The following is an 18280-nucleotide window of genomic DNA, read 5'->3' as shown; positions in this document are numbered from 1 at the left end:
GCCCCGCGCACCTCGCAGGCAGGTGCGCGTATCTGCGAGGTGCGCTTGCATGCGCTTATGCAAGATCGAGCGCAACTGCAAACGATGCGTCCGCGCGGGGCGCTCGCTGCGACGAATGCGACCAGCGTCCGCAACCGCCCTTCGCGCCCTTCGCCGCCCCGCGGATGCGCGCTACCCCTCTTCGTGCTTGCCGGTCAGGTTGATGTCGTAGGGCGTCGTCTGGTACACGTAGTAGTTCAGCCAGTTGGTGTAGAGCAGCTGGGCGTGGGCGCGCCAGGTGGAGCGCGGCGTGGCGGTGGGGTCGTCGTTCGGGTAGTAGTGCGCGGGCAGCGCGATGTCGAGGCCGCGCGCCACGTCGCGGTCGTACTCGGCCTTGAGCGTGCCGCGGTCGTACTCGGGGTGCCCGAACACGAAGAAGTTCGACGAGTCCGTCGACTTCGCGATATAGACGCCGGCCTCGTCCGACACGGCGACCAGCTCCAGCTCGGGGTGCGCCTCGATGTCGGCCGCGTGCACCTCGGTGTAGCGGGAGTGCGGCGCCTGGAAGACGTCGTCGAACCCGCGCATGAGCGGGGAGGTGCGCTTGACCACGTCGTGCTCGAACACGCCGAACACCTTCCGCGACAGCTCGTGCTTGGGCACGCCGTAGTGGTAGTAGATGCCGGCCTGCGCGCCCCAGCAGATGTGCAGCGTGGAATGCACGTTGGTCTTCGACCACTCCATGATGGCGCAGAGCTCCTCCCAGTAGTCCACGTCCTCGAAGTCGAGCAGCTCGACCGGCGCGCCCGTGATGATGAGGCCGTCGAAGTGGCGGTCGCGCACCTCTTCGAAGGTGGTGTAGAACGTCTCGAGGTGCTCGGCCGCCACGTTCTTCGCGTCGTGGCTGGCGGTCTGCAGAAGCTCCACCTCGATCTGCAGCGGCGTGTTCGACAGCTTGCGCAGGATCTGCGTCTCGGTGGTGATCTTGGTGGGCATGAGGTTCAGAAGCAGCAGCTTCAGCGGGCGGATGTCCTGGTGCATGGCCCGGTACTCCGTCATGACGAAGATGTTCTCGCTCTCGAGCGCGGCGGTTGCGGGCAGTGAGTCGGGAATGCGGATGGGCATGGCAGAAATCCTTTCAGACGGTACGTTCCGTCCACTATAAAGGAACTGCGTGCGCGGCGGCGCCATGTGTTCGGCTGCGCGCAATACGAAGATCTTGCAACTGGCTATCGAAGAAAACGCGCATCGGACTATCGGTTGCAAAACTATAATAGGCAAATCATCGCATTCGATGCCGTTGTGCGCCACGACGCAGCGCAGCGTGCGCGCCCTGCGCGCAGCACGCGCCGCGCCGCGACGCGCGACGGGCTAACCCAAGCCGAAGGAGCATCCCCATGACCCAGTCGATCAGCACCACCTGCGTGCAGGGCGGCTACCGCCCGGGCAACGCCGAGCCGCGCCAGATCCCCATCTACCAGAACACCACGTGGAAGTACGACACGAGCGAGCACATGGGCAAGCTCTTCGACCTGGAGGAGTCCGGCTACTTCTACACGCGCCTGGCGAACCCCACGAACGACTACGTGGCGGCCAAGATCGCCGAGCTCGAGGGCGGCGCGGCGGCCATGCTCACCTCGTCGGGCCAGGCGGCGAACTTCTTCGCGGTGTTCAACATCGCGGGCGCGGGCGACCACGTGGTGTCGTCGGCGTCCATCTACGGCGGCACGTACAACCTGCTCGCGCACACGATGCGCCGCATGGGCGTGGAGTGCACGTTCGTGGACCCCAACTGCACGGACGCTGAGCTCGAGGCGGCGTTTCGGCCCAACACGAAGTGCGTGTTCGGCGAGACCATCGCGAACCCGGCGCTCACGGTGCTCGACATCGAGCGCTTCGCCGCCGCCGCGCACGCGCACGGCGTGCCGCTGATCGTGGACAACACGTTCCCCACGCCGATTCTGTGCCGCCCCATCGAGTGGGGCGCCGACATCGTCACGCACTCCACCACCAAGTACATGGACGGCCACGGCGCCACCGTCGGCGGCGTGATCGTGGACTCGGGGAAGTTCGACTGGACGGCGCACGCGGACAAGTTCCCCGGCCTCACGCAGCCCGACGAGAGCTACCACGGCGTGGTGTACACCGAGCGCTTCGGGCTTGCGGGCGCCTACATCACGAAGGCGACGGCCCAGATCATGCGCGACTTGGGCTCCATCCAGGCGCCCCAGAACGCGTTCCTCATCAACATGGGCCTCGAGAGCCTGCACCTGCGCATGGCGCAGCATGCGAAGAACGGCCTGGCGGTGGCGCGGCACCTGGCCGCGCATCCGAAGGTGGCCTGGGTGCGCTACCCCGGCCTCGAGGGCGACGCCGAGTACGAGCGCGTGCGGAAGTACCTGCCCGAGGGCGCGTGCGGCGTGGTGAGCTTCGGCGTGGCCGGCGGGCGCGCGGCGGCCGAGACGTTCATGGCGAATCTCAAGCTCGCGCAGATCGCCACGCACGTGGCCGACGCGCGCACCTGCGTGCTGCACCCGGCCAACACCACGCACCGTCAGATGAACGACGAGGAGCTGGCGGCGGCCGGCATCTCGCCCGACCTGGTTCGCCTGTCGTGCGGCATCGAGGCCGCCGAGGACCTGATCGCCGACCTCGACCAGGCGCTCGCCGCCGTCTAGCTAACTAGGCGAAGATGATGAGCAGCCCCAGCATGAGGCCCACGATGACGGCGAACGCCGGGGCCTTGCTGCGGTACATCAGCACCGACTGGGGGATGATCTCGCCGAACACCACGTAGAGCATGGCGCCCGAGGCGAACCCGAGGCTGGCGGCCAGGCCGAAGGGCCCCACGTCGCCGAGCCACAGGCCCAGCCACGCGCCCAGCAGCGTGGGCAGGCCGCAGGCCGCCGTGAGCGCCACGGCGCGCGCGCGTCCCATGCCGCCCGAGATCAGGGGCACGCTCACGGCCATGCCCTCGGGGATGTTGTGCAGGCCGATGAGCACGGCCATGACCATGCCCGTGCCGAGCATGAGGTTGTCCGATATGGCGAAGCTCGCGCCGATGGTCATGCCCTCGGGCACGTTGTGCAGCGCGATGGCGCAGGCCATCACCACGCCCGCCACCATGAGGCTCGCGCGCGAGTCGTTGTTGCGCTTGTGCTCGGCCCAGTGGTCGGCGTGGATGAGCTCGTCGATGTCGTCGTGCGTCTTGGGGTGCTCGGCGGAGGCCACGTGGGGCACCTCGTCGTGCGTCCGCCGGTCGATCACGTAGTTCAGCCCGTACACCACGCCCACGCCCGCCACCACGGAGGCGATCACCAGCAGCACGCCCGGATCGAGCACCTCGCCTGCGGCCTCGACTGACTCGGCGAGCAGGTCGAAGCACACCATGGCGGTCATCACGCCGCCTGCGAACGCCAGAAGCAGGCTGATGGTGCGGTTCGAGTCGCTCTTGCACAGCGCGCCGACCACGCCGCCGACGCCGGTTCCGCCTGCGCCCGACAGCAACGTGACCAGCGTCACGAACCAGAACGGGTCCATCATCTCCATTGCGAAAGCTCCTCCTCGCCTCGTGCGCTGCGTGCCGCGTTGCCGTCTGCGCGGGCGCGACGTCGCTTGCAGTCGCGTTCGCCTGCGCCGCGCAGGACGTGCGCGCTCTTCGCGGGCCGTGCCTGCCTGCGCCGTCTGCTCGCGTTGCGTCCGTCCGCGCCGTGCTGTCTCACGCATGTCGCGCGAGGCGTAATCCTCCCAAAAGTTTCGTACGGCTCACTATGATAGAGAAAAAAGCAGCGGGGCGATTCCGAATTCGGAAACAGCATAAGCGTTAGCCAAGGCTAACCCTACGCCGGGCCCGGCAGCTGGTCCAACGTCGACCCGGCATCAACCTAGCAGCTTGCCCGGCGCGGACCTGCCCCCTTCGCCGCTTCCGCACCGCCCCGCCCAACCCCCGCCCCGTCCCACCCAACTCTCGCCCGGCTCCCGCCCAGCTCCCGCCCAACGTCCCGCCCAACTCCCGCCCAGCCCCCGCCCAACTCCCCGCCACCTCAGCCTCCATCGGGTATTCTCGCGGCTTTTCCGCATTTCTCGTTGACTTTCTCACGCGCGCGTATATACAATGCAAAAGTTCGCTTTCAAAAGCCCCGTAAACGCAGAGCGTGCTGCGGAGCGCGGAAAGAGGGAGTCCAGGCCCACACCCCGCGTGCTGGCGTAGGAAACCAGCGCCAAGGCAACCTGCACTTTTGAAAACAAACACATCCTGCAAGGCGCGCCAGCGCGCAAGCAATGGCGGTGAAACGCCATGTAGGACAAGCATTTATTGGAGGAACTTAAGTGAAGACGTATTATGCGAAGCCCGGTGAGGTTGAGCGCGAGTGGGTCGTCATCGACGCGGAGGACCAGGTTCTCGGTCGCGTGGCTGCCAAGGCCGCTCACATCCTGAAGGGCAAGCACAAGCCGCAGTACACCCCCCATGTTGACACGGGCGACTTCGTGATCATCGTCAACGCGGACAAAATCCGCCTGACGGGCACCAAGGCTGCGCAGAAGACCTACTATCGTCACAGCGGTTATCCCGGCGGGCTCAAGTCCGAGACCTTCGCGGAGGCCATGGCGAAGCACCCCGAGCGCGTGATCGAGCATGCCGTCAAGGGCATGCTGCCGAAGAACACGCTGGGTCGTGCCATGGGCAAGAAGCTGAAGGTTTACGCTGGTGCGGAGCATCCCCATGCTGCGCAGCAGCCCCGCAAGATTGAGATGGAGGGTTAATCATGGCGAATGAAGCTCTGTACTACGGCACGGGCCGTCGTAAGAACGCAGTCGCTCGCGTGCGTCTCGTTCCCGGCACCGGCAAGGTGACGATCAACGGTCGCTCGGGCGACGAGTACTTCGGCCGTGATGCTCTGCTCAACTACGCGAAGACCCCCTTCAAGGTGACTGACACCCAGGGTCACTTCGACGTGATCGCCCGCATCAACGGCGGCGGCATCTCGGGCCAGGCCGGCGCGCTGCGCCACGGCATCTCCCGCGCGCTGCTCGAGGCCGGCGACTACCGCGCCGAGCTGAAGAAGGCCGGTTTCCTGACGCGTGACGCCCGCGTGGTCGAGCGCAAGAAGCCGGGCCTTAAGAAGGCTCGCAAGCGCCCGCAGTTCAGCAAGCGCTAGTTTACGCAGCGGCATACGCTTTGCAGCAGACGGCTCGCCAGCAACCTGGCGGGCCGTTTCCTTTTGCGCGGTGAAGGCGTACGTTCCTGCACTCTGTGTCTTACGTGCTCGTCCGCGCTTGTTACCAGGGCACTTCCTCGTATATGATTCCGCGGGCCTCGAGCTCGGCGAAGAGCTGCTCGGGCGTGAGGGCCCTTATGGAGGAGCGGGCGAAGTCCTTCACGTTGCGCGTGATGATGTAGTCGGCGCCGACTTTGCTGGCGCAGCGCGCGACGAGACAGTCTTCGAAGTCGCTCCACTTCTGCGCAAGGGCCTCCTTCACGTCTTCGGGCGTGATCCCCACGATCTGCAGGAACGACAGGTCCTCCTCGATCATGCGCTGCGCCTCGGAGCTGCCGTAGTCCTTGCGCAGCAGGTAGTAGACGTCGGTTGCCATGTTAGCTGAGATGTACGTATTCGCCTCGCCCGTTATGCCGAGCAGACACACGCGGCGCGAGAGCTCGTAGAACGGCTCGCGTCTCCCGATGTGGTCGAGGATGACGTTGACGTCAATCATCAAGTCCATAGCGCTCCCTCAACCGCAGGTCGCGAAGCTCCTCGTCGGAAAGGCCGAGCGGTTCTTTCGTGTGGCATGCGTCGAATGCGGCGATGCGCCGGGCAGCTTCCTCGCGCGAGGGCTTCGGCGCGCTCTCGAAGGGGAGGGCGTCGTTTCGGACGGCGTATGCGAAGAGCTCCCTGACCGATTGCGAGGGAGTGAGGCCGTAGCGCCTCATGACGCGCGTGCCGCGCTCCTTCGTCTCCGCGTCAAGGCGAACGGTGAGCACTGACTCCATGATCCCTCCTCCAACAGGATGGTATTACATGTAATACAGTATAGGGAGATTGCTTTGCCTTCGCAAGAGCCTGCCCGCTCGCCCGCCTCAGCCCGCCTCGCTTGTCCGTGCCCCGCCCCCGCTCCCGCGCCATCGCTCCTCGCGCCCGCTTTCGTTACATATGCTTCTCCCGCCTGAAAACTTCCCGAAACATTCGGCCAGTAGTTTGATGAGGGTAAGTTACCGAGGGTTTTTCGGCGCGGGCATGGTATCGTATCTCCATGCGTCGTCGACGTTTTGCGAGGTCGGCGCCGTGCATGAGACATCCGCTTGAGCGCAAGTGAGGAGCGACACTTTTATGGCAAGGGTATCAGAGATCTACGGCTCAATGGTCTTCAACGAGCACACGATGCAGGAGCGCCTCCCATCGGCCACCTACAAGCAGCTCATGAAAACGATCAGAGACGGCGCGCCGCTTGACATCGAGGTCGCGAACGTCGTCGCCCACGCCATGAAAGAATGGGCCATCGAGCAGGGCGCCACGCACTACACGCACTGGTTCCAGCCGCTGACGGGCATCACGTCCGAGAAGCACGACGGCTTCATCGACCCCTGCGGAGACGGCCGCGCCATCATGAGCTTCTCGGGCAAGGAGCTCATCCAGGGCGAGCCCGACGCGTCCTCGTTCCCCTCGGGCGGCCTGCGCGCCACCTTCGAGGCCCGCGGCTACACGGCGTGGGACCCCACGTCCTACGCGTTCATCAAGGACGAGGTGCTCTGCATCCCCACGGCGTTCTGCTCCTACACCGGCGAGGCGCTCGACAAGAAGACGCCGCTCCTGCGCTCCATGAAGGCCCTCGAGGAGCAGGCCAAGCGCGTGCTCGCGCTGTTCGGCGAGTACCCGGCGCGCGTGACCACCACGCTCGGCGCCGAGCAAGAGTACTTCCTGATCTCCGAGAAGGACTACGAGCAGCGCCTTGACCTGGTGCTCACCGGCCGCACGCTCTTCGGCTACCCGCCGTGCAAGGGCCAGGAGCTCGAGGAGCACTACTTCGGCGCCATCCGCCCCACGGTCAACGAGTTCATGAAGGAGCTCGACGACGAGCTGTGGAAGCTCGGCGTGCCGGCGAAGACGAAGCACAACGAGGTGGCCCCCGCGCAGCACGAGCTGGCGCCCATCTTCGCCAACACGAACCGCGCCATCGACGAGAACCTGCTCACCATGGAGAAGATGCGCCTTCTGGCCAGCCACTACGGCCTGGTGTGCCTGCAGCATGAGAAGCCGTTCGAGAACATCAACGGATCCGGCAAGCACAACAACTGGTCCATCTCGGCGGGCAAGAAGAACCTGCTCGACCCGGGCGAGAACCCCATCGAGAACCTGCGCTTCCTGGTCTTTCTGACCGGCGTCATCCAGGCCGTCGACGAGTACCAGGAGCTTCTGCGCATGTCGGCCGCGAGCGCGGGCAACGACCACCGCCTCGGCGCGAACGAGGCGCCACCGGCCATCGTGTCCATGTTCCTCGGCGACGAGCTGGGCGCCGTGGTGGACGCGCTCATCGACGAGCACGACTACACCTCGGCCGAGCGCGTGGCCATGGACCTCGGCGTCGACGTGCTGCCGAACTTCCTCAAGGACAACACCGACCGCAACCGCACGAGCCCCTTCGCCTTCACGGGCAACAAGTTCGAGTTCCGCATGCCCGGCTCGACGCAGAACCTCTCCGACTGCAACATGGTGCTGAACGCCGCCATGGCGAAGTCGCTCAAGGAGTTCGCCGACGTCATGGAGGGCAAGTCGGGCGAGGAGCTCGAGGCGGCCGCCATCGACTACATCAAGCAGACGCTGCGCGACCACCAGCGCATCATCTTCAACGGCGACGGCTACTCCGACGAGTGGCCGGTCGAGGCCGCCCGCCGCGGTCTGGCGAACAACCACACCACGGCCGACGCGCTGCCGTGCCTCGTGAGCCAGAAGTCGATCGACCTGTTCAGCGAGTTCGGCATCCTCTCCGAGACCGAGGTGCGCAGCCGCTACGAGGTGAAGCTCGAGAAGTACAACAAGGTGATGAACATCGAGATCCGCACGATGAAGCGCCTGACCCGCCGCGACTACCTGCCGGCTGTCAACAAGTTCGCCGCCGAGGTGGCGCGCCACATCACCGAGGTGCGCACGGCGATGCCCGACGCTGACCTGTCGAGCCAGGAGGCGAAGCTGCGCGCGCTCGTCGAGGGCTCGGCCGAGATCAGCAAGCACCTCAACAAGCTGCACGAGCTGCACTACGCGTCGCTTGAGATCGCCGACCAACAGGAGCGCGCGGACATGAACGCGCACGAGATCATCCCCGTGATGGACGACCTGCGCGCCGCCGTGGACAACATGGAGATCATCGTGGAGCGCGAGTTCTGGCCCGTGCCCACCTACAACGAGATCCTGTTCTACGCGTAGGAGCCGCCGGTTCGGGCGGGCGTGCGCGCAGGCCGTTGTCGGTGTTCGGTGATTTGCCGCGGCTCCGCTATGCTCCCTCCTTCAGGGACGCAGCCACGGAGCTGATGATGTCGTTGCGCTTGATGTGCCCGATGACCCGCGCCATGGGGGCGGCGGCGAGCGGCAGGCCGGCGTCGCACAGGCTCACCAGGGCCTCCGCCATCAGCTCGACGGCCTCGTCGGTCGGCGCGATCGGGACGCCCGCGGTGCGCAGGACGGCGCCTGCCTCGGAGCTGTCCATCGGGTCGCGGTCTCCCATCTCGCGCAGCAGGTCGGACAGCTCGCGCGCGGCGGGCTCGCCCATGCTCGACGCGCGCGGCACGCGGCTGTAGCACGCCGCGGCCTCCTCGCGCCGACCCGTCTGCCAGAACGCGTAGGCCAGCCGGTAGTACAGGTAGAACACGCTGTCGTCGATCACGGCGTAGCGCAGCGCCTGCTTCGCCACGTCGATCACGAGGTCGTAGCGGTCGGCCTCCACGTAGGCGGTGATGAGGTCCTGGTAGGCCGACGGGCCCGACGGCGCCATCTCGACGCACGCCTTCGCCTGCGCGATGCCGCCGTCTGTGTCGCCCATGTCGGTGTAGAGGTGCGAGAGCGCCGTGCGGGCCGCGTGCGCCATGTCGGAGGCGCGGGCGTAGCGCATGCCCGGCTCGGCGCCGAGCCCCACGAGGTAGCGTGCGAACAGGCCCTCGCAGTACAGCGGCGCCACCTTGCCGGCTGCGGCGGCCTCGGGGTTCTCCTCGCGCAGGGCGGCGAGGTTCGCTGCGGTGAGCTCGTCGCCCTTCTGCACGATGTCCTCGAGCTGCGCGGTGGCCAGAAGCGGTGAGTCGTCGCGGTCGGCCATGGCGGCCTCGAAGCGCTCGCGCATGGCGAGGTCCTGCTCGCTCAGCACGTCGAGGTCGCACACGCGGTCGGCGTGCAGCGTCTCGGCCAGCTCGGGCGGCAGCGCGCGCGTGTCCTCCGCGAGGGGGATGCGGCGCTCGGGGAGGTTCGCGGCGAGGGGCTCGACGGGGAGGTTGTGCCCGGACGCGTCGGGCGATATGGCGAACTTCGCAGGCTTGATCAGGCCGAACAGCGTGGCAGGGTCACACTCGGTGCCTGGCGCGGCCATCGCGCCCTCCTTGACGGAGGGCATGACGCCCATCACGAAGGCCATGCGGTCGAACTCGAGCGAGAGGACCGCATCGCTGTCCAGGCCTCTCTCGTGCCCGTTGATGAGCACGCGCGTGATGCCCACGCTCGAGCCGAAGGCGGCTGCGGCGATGACCGTCGCCAGGCGCAGCGCGTAGGCGGCCGCGGCGGCGGGCTGCTGGCTCGCGCAGTCCTGCCACGCGCCCGCGCTCTCCACCCACCGCGAACGCGGCATCTGGTCGGGGCAGGGCAGCGTGACGTCGGCCACCACCGCGCCCGACGTCGTGTCGACGTCGAAGCGGTACTCGAGGCGGTAGGGCAGCATGAGCGACTCGCAGGAGCGGGCGAAGCGCGTGCTCACGTCCCAGTTGCCGCCGCGCGCGCCGGTCGCGCCGCTTATGGTGAGCAGCTCGTTCTCCTTCTCGGCCTCGGCCAGGCGCGTCTCGGCGAAGCGCGTGATGGAGCGGATGTTCTGCCAGTCCCACTGCGCATAGGCCGACTCGGGGTGGAAGATGGTGCGAGCCTCCGCCCGCACGGTCTGCCTGACGAGGATGAGGCGGTTCAGGGCCGACTCCACCCGCAGCACGCAGGCGCGCTGCTCGGGCGTCATGGAGCTGGCGTCGAAGCTGATCCAGTAGAGCCCGGTGAGCGAGAGGTGCCGCAGCTCGATCGGGTGCTCGACGGCGATGGGGCGCAGGTTGGCCGCGCCGGCCTCGGCGAGCAGGCGCGCGGCGTAGCGCTCGAACGAGGTGACGTCGTCCTCGCCCGGCGCGGCCATCGACACGCGGAACAGCAGCCCGTCGATGGCGTCGGGCAAGGGGGCCTCCTTGAATGCGGCGAGCACTTCCTGGGGGGTCCGCCTCGTTTCGGGCGCGGCTTCGGGCTCGGCGTCGCTGCCGGAGGCGGCGTCGGGGGCGGTCCCGCTGCCGGAGGCGGCGTCGGAGTCGCGGGGGTCTTTCCTATGGAAGAAGTTGAGCATGGGGACGCTCCTTGCGTGCTTGGGTTCCGCGCGTCGCGCCCCTGTCGGCCGGGCGCGGCGCGCCTGTCGATTGGGCGTCGCGTTCCCGCTGATCGGGCGTGGTGTGCGGCATGATGCTTCAGGGCATGATTGTGTCACAACTGGCGCCTTGGCGAAAGCCCTTTTCCCGTGCGTTGACGTGCAGGAAGGCTGTCAGCGCCTCATGTCCTCGGCCAGCATCGCAAGCGCTGCGTCTCCGGCCGGCACCGCAGGCGCCGCGTCTCCGGCCGGCATGGCCGCTGCGTCTCCGGCTGGCATGGCGCGGCCGGTCCTCGCCCCTGCCGCGACGCGGCGCCCGCATCCCTTCCCTTCGCCTCCTCTTTTCGATCCTGCCGGCGCGCCTCGTTTGCGGTAAGATGATCTGATCCAAACGGGGCGCGGCTCGCGTGCAGCGCGGCTCGCGGGTGCGTGCGGCTCGCGGGTGCGTGCGGCTTGCGGGCGCGTGCGGGTCCATGCGCAACACAGCTCGCGCGCACGGCTTGCGGGCTTGCGAGCTCGCGTGCAGCCCGCACGCGCCGCGCCCAGACGCGAAGGGGAGGTACCGTGGACAAGCGCGTCTACACTTACGATTCCACGCTGCGCGACGGCGAGCAGTGCGAGGGCATCACGCTGTCGCTCGAGGACAAGCTGCGCATCGTGCGCCGGCTCGACGCGTTCGGCATCGACTACGTCGAAGGCGGCTTCCCCGCCTCCAACCCCAAGGACATCGCCTTCTTCGAGGCCGTGCGCGCCATGCCGCTCGCCCACGCGAAGATCGCGGCGTTCGGCAGCACGTGCAAGAAGGGCGTGCCCGCCGCGGAGGACCAGGGGCTGGCCGATCTGCTGGCGTGCGGCGCCCCGGTGGTCACCATCGTGGGCAAGACGTGGGACGCCCAGGTCACGCGCGCGCTGCAGACCACGCTCGAGGAGAACCTGCGCATGATCGCCGACTCGGTGGCGCACCTGAAGGCGGCGGGCCGGCGCGTGGTGTTCGACGCCGAGCACTTCTTCGACGGCTACGCGGCCAACGCCGACTACGCACTGGCGTGCCTGCGCGCGGCGCACGAGGCCGGCGCCGACTCGATCGACTTGTGCGAGACGAACGGCGGCGCGCTTCCCTTCGACGTCGAGCGCGTCGTGTCCGAGGTGGTCGCCGCCTTCCCCGGCCAGGCGTTCGGCATCCACTGCCACAACGACTCGGGCTGCGCGGTGGCCAACACGCTCGCGGCCGTGCGCGCCGGCGCGTCGACGGTGCAGGGCACCGTGAACGGCATCGGCGAGCGCGTGGGCAACACCGACCTGCTCACGGTGATCGCGAACCTCGAGCTCAAGTGCGGCGTCACCTGCGTGGGCGCGGGCAGCCTGCGCAACCTCACGAGCCTGGCGCAGTACGTGGCGGAGCTGTGCAACGTGTCGGTGCCCGCGCACCATCCCTACACGGGCACGTCGGCGTTCGCCCACAAGGGCGGCCTGCACGCCAGCGCCATCGCGCGCTTCCCCGAGGCGTACGAGCACGAGCGCCCCGAGGCCGTGGGCAACGGCGCACGCATGCTCGTGAGCGAGCTGGCGGGCAAGGCGTCGCTCGTGCAGAAGGCGGCCATGCTCGGCATCGACCTGATCGACGCAGGCGTCGACGTGCAGGCCATCCTTGATGACATCAAGGAGCGCGAGGCGCGCGGCTACACCTACGAGGTGGCCGACGGCTCGCTCGCCCTTCTGCTGCGTCGGCATTTGGGCACGTACCAGCCGGCGTTCACGCTCGAGAGCCTTCGCGTGATCATCGATGACCGCGAGGACACCGGCGCCCTCGCGAAGGACGCCACCTCGGAGGCCACCGTGAAGATCCACGTGGGGGACAAGCGCATCGTGGCCACGGGCGAGGGCGTCGGCCCGGTCGGCGCCCTCGACAACGCGCTGCGCATGGCCATCAGCGAATGCTATCCCGAGGTGAGCAGCATGGAACTCGTGGACTACAAGGTGCGCCTGCTCGACGAAAGCCAGGGCACGGGCGCCATCACTCGTGTTACCATCACAACAGCCGACGGCCGCGGGAGCTACGGAACCGTGGGCGTGTCGGAGAACGTGATCGAGGCGTCGTGGAACGCGCTGGTCGAGTCCATCGAGTACGGGTTGTTGCGTCTTTGCTGACTTTATACAGCACGAGGTCTGCCATAAAAGATGAAGGTGAAGAAGGCGAGAGGCGAATGAGCGAGATCAGAACGAGGGAAGTGGACGACCTGCTGCGCGTGCTGTCCGCGCTTGACGACGAGGACACCATCTTCGCGCTGCTCGAGGACTTGTTCACCATCCGCGAGATCCGCGAGACGTCCCAGCGCTTGGCCGTGGCGCGCCTGCTGTCGGCGGGCAAGTCGTACGCGGTCATCGAGGAGGCCACGGGCGCCTCCGCCACCACCATCGCCCGCGTCTCGAAGTGCCTGAGCTACGGCACCGGCGGGTACGCGTCAGCGCTCGAGGTGCTCGCGCGCACCGAGTAGGGCTCGGGCGGGATGCCGCTGGCGAAGCGCGAGAGCTGCGCGGGGCGTCGCTGACGGTACCGTGATAGCTGCGCGGGGCGCCGCTGGCGAAGTTCATGCATTGTCGCAAGCGCTCGGGCGCATGCTGGCCGACAGGCGTTGATCGCCTCATGCTGTCGATATTCTTCTTTTCGTACTCCTTCTTTTGCCGTTGGCGAAGCCGGAGCGCCCGCTGACATGAGGCGCGGCAGCGCGCCCCTCCTTTCCCCGCGCAGGGGCGTACCATGGGCGCTCACCCAATTAGCCTGCCATGCGGCTTTGGGCGAGGCAGCGCGGCAACGCGTGAGCGAAGGGACGAGGGGGATCTCAAGATGGTTCTGTTTGTGAACGCCTGCATTCGCGGCGAGCAGTCGCGCACGCTGCAGCTGTGCCGCGCGTATCTGGGCGCGGTCAAGCGCACAGGCACGGTGGTGCGCGAGGTCAACCTGGAGCAGCTGCACCTGACGTCGCTGTCGGCGCAGAAGGTGGCGTTCCGCTCGCAGCTGCAGCGCCGCGGCGTGTATGATGACGACGTGTTCGACCTGGCCCACCAGTTCGCCGAGGCCGATGACATCGTCATCGGCGCGCCGTACTGGGACCTCACCTTCCCCGCCGCGCTCAAGACCTACATCGAGCACGTGAGCGTGGACAACGTCACGTTCCACTTCACGCCCGACGCGCGCTACGAGGGCCTGTGCCAGGCGCGCCGCATCACCTACCTCACCACGGCGGGCAGCCGCCTTACGCGCAACCTCGGCTATGACTACATCTGCGCCCTCGCCGAGATGTTCGGCATCCCCGAGGTGCGCTACGTGGTGGCCGACGGGCTCGACGCCGAGGGCGTCGACATTGACAAGGAGATGGGGAAGGCCCGCGCGCAGATCGCGCAGCTGCTCGCCGAGGACGGCATCGAGCTGTAAGGGCGGGGGTGCTGCACCCTGGCGTTGCTGCGCTGGACGTCTCGGCATGTCGCTGCGCCAACGAGTCCTGGTGTGCCGAACGAGCACGTGCCGCTGCGCCAGCGCTCTGTCGTCGTATGAGCGCGCCTCGTGTTTTGCATGCTCCGCGTGCCGTGCAGATTTTCTAGGTGATTTTGGCAGAAATCTTCAGATATTTGTCGATCAGCTGCCCGCTGAGGGCAGCTTTCGCACTTGCGATATTATTCTATCGTGCAAAGTACCTGATCGCAGCTGCGATATCTTTTCGTAATGAGCAGAGTGGCAACTTCAGATGGGCTCCATGTCACAGAAATCGACAAATATCTGAAGATTTCTGCCAAAATGCCGGATTTTTTCTGCAAGCATGCGGGAAGGCGGCCAGGGGGTGGGGCCGCCTTCCCTAAAAGGAGGAGTGATGCCGTTGGCGGCGGCATCGGCCCGAGGTCGCCGGGGAGGGCGGCTCTCGGGCGGCGCTGGTGGATGAGGCCAGCGCCTAAGGAGAGAGAAGAAGGAAAGGATGGGAAAGCAAGGTGACCCTTGCTTCGTTTCCATTCCGCGATGAGAAGTATGCCAGCTCGCGCGCCCTGCGAGTGCGGGAGCGCCGCACGGTTACCGGGCCGTTGACGGCTGTTGGCCGGGGCGTTGCGCGAAGGCGTCTGGCCGCGCGTTGCGCAAGGCGCGATGGCGCTCGGCATGCCGTACAGGGCGCGAAGGCGCTTCGGCGCTTGGCAAGGTGCCTGCGTTCCGCGATGAGCTGCCTGCGTCGTGTGGCGCTCGTGTTGCGCGAAGGCGTTTGGCCGCGCGCTCCCTTCCCGCTGTGCGGCGCATGCTATCATGGACGCCATGACATGGGTGGGCATCATATCTGACACGCACGGCGCGCTTGACGCGCGCGCCTTCGCGACGCTGTCTGACTGCGACCACATCATCCATGCGGGCGACATCTGCGGGCCGTCCATCCTGCGCGAGCTCGAGTGCATCGCGCCGGTGACCGCCGTCCTCGGCAACAACGACTTTCCCGAGTACGGCAGCGCGGTCACGCGCTTCGCGCGCCCCGTGATCGACGGCGTGCGCTTCTTGGTGGCGCACTACCCGCAGGACGTGCGCATCACGTACGCGGGGTCGAGCGCGCTGGCGCCGGGCGACCCCATCCCGCAGGTGCTCGTGCACGGCCACACGCACGTGCCGAAGCTCGAGACAGGCCCCGAGGCGCGTCCCGCCAGCCTGCTCATCTGTCCCGGCTCGGCCTCCCTCCCGCGCGGGGGCTCTCCCCGCAGCATAGCGAAGGTGCAGGTGAGCGAGGGGCGCATCCTGGGGGCCCGCGTGGAGTCCCTTGGCGGGAAGCCCATCCTGACCTGGGGATAGCAAACTGACCTGGGGCGGCAGCCGAAAAAAGGAAGGACCGCCGCAGCAGTCCTTCTCCCACGCACGTTGTTGCGTCAGCAACGACGGAACAAACTGCTAGAAAGCCTTGAACTTGTCCTTCGGGCAGAGGCAGATGGGGCACTTGTCGAAGTCGTCGCCCTTGTGGATGTAGCCGCACACGGGGCACAGGTAGTATGCGTCGTCATCGGCGGCGTCGATGTCGTTGTACGCCTGCAGGTACAGCTCGGCGTGCACGGACTCGGCGAGCTTGGCGCGGGTGAACACCTGCACGGCCTTCTTCTCGCCCTCCTCGACGGCCTTCGCGATGAACGCCGGGTACATGTCGGAGGTCTCGTAGATCTCGCCCATGGCGCCCGCGATCAGGTTGAGGTCGGTGGCAGCGCCCTCGGCAGCCGGCGCGGCGGGGCGCTCGTAGTCGGGCTCCATGCCCTTGATGACGGCGGCCTCGAGGCCGATGTGCACCTGCTCGGCGGCGGAAGTGGCCTCGAACAGGCGGGCGATCTGGTCATAGCCCTGCTCGCGCGCAGCGACGGCGCAGGCGGCGTACTTCGCGGAAGCGCCCGTCTCGCCGCACACGGCGGCCTTCAGGTTCTCGAGCGTGGTGCCCACGGTGGTGGTGCTGTCAGCCACGATGTTGAAGTTGGTGGAGTTGTCGGCGGTGGGGATGTTCGCGCGAACCTTCATGTAAAGCTCCTTTTCCTCGTCTCCTGGGGTGATGCCCCGTTGATGGATCCCGCACATTATAGAAGCGCCGCGCTCAGGGTGCCAGCGCGCGCGGCGATATTCCACGACAAGAAAAGGACGTAAACCGCGGATAACTTCCATCGGATGCTCGACAAGCGCCTTGGGGCTGGCCGACGTTTGACGGGAAGTCGACGGCGGTCTGGCGAGAGCTCAACGAAGTTGGCAAAACCGGCAAAACTGGCGGAAGCCGACGGGAATCGGCGGAAGCAGGTGGAAGCCGACGGGAATCGGCGGAAGCGGGCGGAACGCTCTGCGCGCGCAAATGTTTCACGTGAAACATCCGTACGGTGACCTGCTCGCGCGAAACCGCCGTACGCCGTATAATGGGCGGCGAGACATGACGGGCAACTGATCAGCCGCGAAAGCCGGCTGCGAGGGCCGCACCCGCGCGAGGCGGGCGCGCCTTCGGGAAGGAACGTGGATCCATGGAACGTGGGGTGGCGTGGAAGAAGTACGACGAGGCGGCGCTGGCCGAGGTTGACGCGCTGGCGGCCGACTACATCGACTTCATCTCGAAGTGCAAGACCGAGCGCGAGTGCGCTCAGGAGATGGTGAAGCTGGCGGGGAAGGCGGGGTACCGCAGCCTCGACGCATGCGTGGAGAACGGGCTTGCGCTCAAGTCGGGCGACAAGGTGTGGACGCACGCACACGGCAAGGCGATCGTGCTCGTGCACGTGGGCTCCGAGCCCCTGCAGGACGGCATGAACATCCTGGGCGCGCACATCGACTCGCCGCGGCTCGACCTCAAGCAGAACCCGCTGTACGAGAAGGACGGGTTCGCCCTGCTCGACACGCACTACTACGGCGGCATCAAGAACTACCAGTGGGTGGCGCTGCCGCTCGCGCTGCACGGCGTGGTGGCGAAGACCGACGGCACGGTGGTCGACGTGGTGATCGGCGAGGGCGAGGGCGACCCGGTGTTCTGCGTGACCGACCTTTTGCCGCACCTCGGCCGCGCGCAGATGGAGAAGAACGGCAACAAGATCGTGGAGGGGGAGGACCTCGACCTGCTCGTGGGGAACCGGCCGCTCTGCTGTTCCGCTCGCCCTGACGGGACGAGCGGACAAGTCGACGCTGCGGCTTCCCGTGGCACCCAATCTTGCCACGCTGACGGAGGCTCGCCTACCGAAGTAGGCTTCGCCCCCGCCAGCCCGTCAATCTCGGGCACCACGGAAACCCTCGCTGACGTTACGAACGACCAGGGAGAGGAGGTCAAGGAGCCGGTGAAGGCGCTCGCGCTCAAGCTGCTCGAGGAGAAGTACGGCATCTCCGAGGAGGACTTCCTCTCCGCCGAGCTCGAGGTGGTCCCCGCCGGCCGCGCGCGCGAGCTGGGATTCGACCGCAGCATGGTCATCGGCTACGGGCAGGACGACCGCGTGTGCGCCTACACGTCGCTCGTGGCGCAGCTGGCGCTGGCCGCCGACGGCGCGCCCGTCCCGCGCCGCACGGCCGTGACCGTCCTGGTCGACAAGGAGGAGATCGGCAGCGTGGGCGCCACCGGCATGGAGTCGATGCTCTTCGAGAACGCCATCGCCGAGGTCATGGAGCTCGTCGGCGAGGGCGGCACGCTGCCTCTGCGTCGCGCGCTGGCGAACTCGCGCATGCTCTCGTCCGACGTGAGCGCGGGCCTCGACCCGGCCTACGCGAGCGTGTTCGAGGCGAAGAACGCCGCGTTCCTCGGCCGCGGCCTCGTGTTCAACAAGTACACGGGCGCGCGCGGCAAGAGCGGCTCGAACGACGCGAGCGCCGAGTACGTGGCGCGCGTCCGCCGCGTGATGGACGATGCGCAGGTGAGCTTCCAGACCGCTGAGCTGGGCAAAGTCGACGCGGGCGGCGGCGGCACCATCGCGTACATCCCCGCGCGCTTCGGCATGGACGTCATTGACTCGGGCGTGCCGGTGCTCTCGATGCACGCGCCGTGGGAGGTCACCAGCAAGGCCGACATCTACGAGGCGCGCCGTGGCTACGAGGCGTTCCTCCTGAACGCGTAGCGCAGTCCGCGCGCTCCGCGTGCGACCCCGCCTCCCCCTCGCGCGCAATTCCGCGTGTTGATCCGCGTGCGACCCTGCTCCCCTCGCGTGTTGATCCGCGTGCTTCGCGCGGCCTCCGCGCATGAGCTTGCGCGCGACTGCC

15 protein-coding genes are annotated in these 18280 nt (G+C 67.2%); 9 read left to right on the top strand and 6 right to left on the bottom strand.

The genetic code is table 11. The features are described from left to right. Positions 1-171 precede the first annotated feature (171 nt). Positions 172-1104 carry a homoserine O-succinyltransferase gene (gene metA / locus HRL41_RS01670; protein WP_172135237.1) on the bottom strand — a complete coding sequence of 311 codons (933 nt, stop codon included), beginning with the start codon at positions 1102-1104 and terminating at the stop codon, positions 172-174. A gap of 272 nt (positions 1105-1376) precedes the next feature. On the opposite strand from metA, the gene HRL41_RS01665 reads away from it, so the two are divergent. Continuing rightward, the gene (locus tag HRL41_RS01665) at positions 1377-2657 is read left to right on the top strand and encodes an O-acetylhomoserine aminocarboxypropyltransferase/cysteine synthase family protein (RefSeq protein ID WP_172135236.1); all 1281 of its coding nucleotides are present in this window, start codon (positions 1377-1379) and stop codon (positions 2655-2657) included. 4 nt (positions 2658-2661) lie between these two features. Here HRL41_RS01665 and HRL41_RS01660 read toward each other — a convergent pair whose 3' ends face one another. Then, on the bottom strand, positions 2662-3528 hold the full coding sequence (locus HRL41_RS01660; protein WP_241157265.1) for a ZIP family metal transporter: 867 nt from the start codon (positions 3526-3528) through the stop codon (positions 2662-2664). A gap of 780 nt (positions 3529-4308) precedes the next feature. Between HRL41_RS01660 and rplM the strand changes: the two genes are divergently transcribed. After that, positions 4309-4743 carry a 50S ribosomal protein L13 gene (rplM, locus tag HRL41_RS01655; RefSeq protein ID WP_165047013.1) on the top strand — a complete coding sequence of 145 codons (435 nt, stop codon included), beginning with the start codon at positions 4309-4311 and terminating at the stop codon, positions 4741-4743. Positions 4744-4745: 2 nt separating this feature from the next. After that, positions 4746-5138 carry a 30S ribosomal protein S9 gene (gene rpsI / locus HRL41_RS01650; RefSeq protein ID WP_165171467.1) on the top strand — a complete coding sequence of 131 codons (393 nt, stop codon included), beginning with the start codon at positions 4746-4748 and terminating at the stop codon, positions 5136-5138. 121 nt (positions 5139-5259) lie between these two features. Here the strand turns inward: rpsI and HRL41_RS01645 are convergent, their stop codons facing one another. Beyond that, positions 5260-5703 (bottom strand): PIN domain-containing protein, encoded by a 444-nt coding sequence (locus HRL41_RS01645; RefSeq protein ID WP_172135235.1) that lies wholly within the window; start codon positions 5701-5703, stop codon positions 5260-5262. Next, entirely contained in the window at positions 5687-5971 is a 285-nt protein-coding gene (locus HRL41_RS01640) for a type II toxin-antitoxin system RelB/DinJ family antitoxin (RefSeq protein ID WP_172135234.1), read from the bottom strand. Before HRL41_RS01640 ends, HRL41_RS01645 begins: the two co-directional genes overlap by 17 nt. A 337-nt stretch (positions 5972-6308) precedes the next feature. Here HRL41_RS01640 and HRL41_RS01635 point away from each other — a divergent pair, with 337 nt between their 5' ends. Then, positions 6309-8399 (top strand): glutamine synthetase III, encoded by a 2091-nt coding sequence (locus HRL41_RS01635; protein ID WP_165171469.1) that lies wholly within the window; start codon positions 6309-6311, stop codon positions 8397-8399. Between the two features lie 67 nt (positions 8400-8466). On the opposite strand, the gene HRL41_RS01630 is transcribed toward HRL41_RS01635, so the two are convergent. Further along, positions 8467-10548 carry a hypothetical protein gene (locus HRL41_RS01630; RefSeq protein WP_172135233.1) on the bottom strand — a complete coding sequence of 694 codons (2082 nt, stop codon included), beginning with the start codon at positions 10546-10548 and terminating at the stop codon, positions 8467-8469. A 582-nt stretch (positions 10549-11130) separates the two neighbouring features. Between HRL41_RS01630 and cimA the strand changes: the two genes are divergently transcribed. The 4 genes from cimA to HRL41_RS01610 all read left to right on the top strand — a co-directional run bounded on the left by cimA (position 11131) and on the right by HRL41_RS01610 (position 15382). Continuing rightward, the gene (gene cimA / locus HRL41_RS01625; protein ID WP_172135232.1) at positions 11131-12714 is read left to right on the top strand and encodes a citramalate synthase; all 1584 of its coding nucleotides are present in this window, start codon (positions 11131-11133) and stop codon (positions 12712-12714) included. A 56-nt stretch (positions 12715-12770) separates the two neighbouring features. After that, positions 12771-13061 (top strand): YerC/YecD family TrpR-related protein, encoded by a 291-nt coding sequence (locus HRL41_RS01620; protein ID WP_172135231.1) that lies wholly within the window; start codon positions 12771-12773, stop codon positions 13059-13061. 350 nt (positions 13062-13411) lie between these two features. Further along, complete coding sequence (locus HRL41_RS01615) at positions 13412-13999, top strand: NAD(P)H-dependent oxidoreductase (RefSeq protein WP_172135230.1); 588 nt, start codon at positions 13412-13414, stop codon at positions 13997-13999. Positions 14000-14851: 852 nt separating this feature from the next. Further along, positions 14852-15382 (top strand): metallophosphoesterase family protein, encoded by a 531-nt coding sequence (locus tag HRL41_RS01610; RefSeq protein WP_253904637.1) that lies wholly within the window; start codon positions 14852-14854, stop codon positions 15380-15382. Between the two features lie 96 nt (positions 15383-15478). Here HRL41_RS01610 and ngr read toward each other — a convergent pair whose 3' ends face one another. Then, a complete protein-coding gene (ngr, locus tag HRL41_RS01605; protein WP_165171479.1) occupies positions 15479-16087 on the bottom strand; it encodes a nigerythrin in 609 nt (202 codons plus the stop codon). A gap of 485 nt (positions 16088-16572) precedes the next feature. Between ngr and HRL41_RS01600 the strand changes: the two genes are divergently transcribed. After that, positions 16573-18138, top strand: coding sequence for an aminopeptidase 1 (locus HRL41_RS01600; RefSeq protein ID WP_172135229.1), 1566 nt, complete (start codon positions 16573-16575; stop codon positions 18136-18138). Positions 18139-18280: the final 142 nt, after the last annotated feature.

It is taken from the genome of Adlercreutzia sp. ZJ473 (assembly GCF_013185065.1).
In the GTDB taxonomy this organism is placed as follows: Bacteria; Actinomycetota; Coriobacteriia; order Coriobacteriales; family Eggerthellaceae; genus CAAEEV01.
This window is presented reverse-complemented; position numbering and strand designations above follow the sequence as displayed.